Genomic DNA, 1,306 nt, shown 5'->3' with positions numbered 1-1,306 from the left:
CTCTTCTTGTTCTTGACATAATTCTGCTAATTTAAGGTTTTTAATCCTATCTTAAATTCACACAAAAAGTTGTACGTTTTTTGGGGAGCAGCATATTCATCGATTACATGCGACGTTTCTAAACTAATTTCTTGCTCTTTTTTTAAGATACTATATAAAGCATCTCTATAAGTTGATTGCATAATAATTAAAAAGTGTTAGAGAAAAAATTGAAACATAAATTGGTAGGCCAAAACAGTATAAATTAGGTATAAAAGCAATTTTTCACTAAAAAAGTGATCTACATGTCATTTTAAAAATGTAACCTAAGTCGGTAGCTCGTTGGAGAGATTCCAGTGCCTCTTTTAAAAAAATTACTAAAGTATGATGCATTTGGAAAATGTAATTCATCGATAATATCCGAAATACTATAGTTACTATCTAGTAGCATTATTTTAATTTCTAAAATAAGGGCTTCTTCTATAAACTGTTTTGGAGTTTTACCTGTAATCGCTTTAACCAATTTATTGAGATGACCCGATGTTATGAATAGTGCATCCGCATAAAATTTCACTTGATGCTGCGAACGGCAATTTCTCTCTAACAAAGCAAAAAACCTAAAAATAAGTACTTGTTTTTCAGAGTTTATGACTTGAATATTTTGATAATATTTATCATAGAATCCTGCTATTTCATATAAGAGTAAATTAAAACTAAACAACAGACATTCTTTTCTAAATCTGTTTTTGTGAGCGCTCTTTGTTTGATGTTTTAAAAAATTAAATATTTCAAGTACATGAATTAACTCTTTTTGCTTTAATGCTATCCCATTTGGACGTGTATTAATGAAAATTTCAAAATACCCTATCCAAGGTTTAAGTATACTATTTTCATTAGCAAATTCAGAAGAAAATGAGAGTAAACAAATTTGTAATGGATTAGTAACTAGTAAATTTTCAACAAATGTCCTTTTAGGAATTACAATTATTTCATTAGCTGAAATACTGATATTGATTTGGTTCACTTCAAAAGAAATAGAACCATAATTAACCAATACTATTGAAGTATTTTCTAAAATCAAGAGTTTACGAAGCACATTTTGATAATATATAACTTCTAAAAGCGTAACCTGAAAAGAATTATCAAAATATATTTTTTTCTTAGCTACCAATACAATAAATTTTTATTGCCTAATGATTTATTTAGTATAGTCTGTTTTGTACAATATTCTATATGCTGCTCCCCAAAAAACGTACAACTTTTTGTGTGAATTTAAGATAGGATTAAAAACCTTAAATTAGCAGAATTATGTCAAGAACAAGAAGAG

At 27.5% G+C, this 1,306-nt stretch carries 2 protein-coding genes; both read right to left on the bottom strand.

The features are described 5' to 3' along the window. Positions 1 to 26: 26 nt before the first annotated feature. The gene (locus BUC11_RS17060; RefSeq protein ID WP_175547775.1) at positions 27 to 182 is read right to left on the bottom strand and encodes a hypothetical protein; all 156 of its coding nucleotides are present in this window, start codon (positions 180 to 182) and stop codon (positions 27 to 29) included. 110 nt (positions 183 to 292) lie between these two features. Continuing rightward, positions 293 to 1,150: a helix-turn-helix domain-containing protein gene (locus BUC11_RS16545; RefSeq protein ID WP_073355800.1), complete on the bottom strand. Its 858-nt coding sequence runs from the start codon at positions 1,148 to 1,150 to the stop codon at positions 293 to 295. Positions 1,151 to 1,306: the final 156 nt, after the last annotated feature.

It is taken from the genome of Flavobacterium xanthum, from assembly GCF_900142695.1.
Lineage (GTDB): Bacteria > Bacteroidota > Bacteroidia > Flavobacteriales > Flavobacteriaceae > Flavobacterium > Flavobacterium xanthum.
Note: the sequence above shows the minus strand (reverse complement) of the source record. Positions and strands in the feature narration are given on the sequence as shown.

What these genes read in the sequence shown, in the direction of transcription:
- BUC11_RS17060 (WP_175547775.1), bottom strand. Translation starts at nt 182, where the DNA reads ATGCAATCAACTTATAGAGATGCTTTATATAGTATCTTAAAAAAAGAG.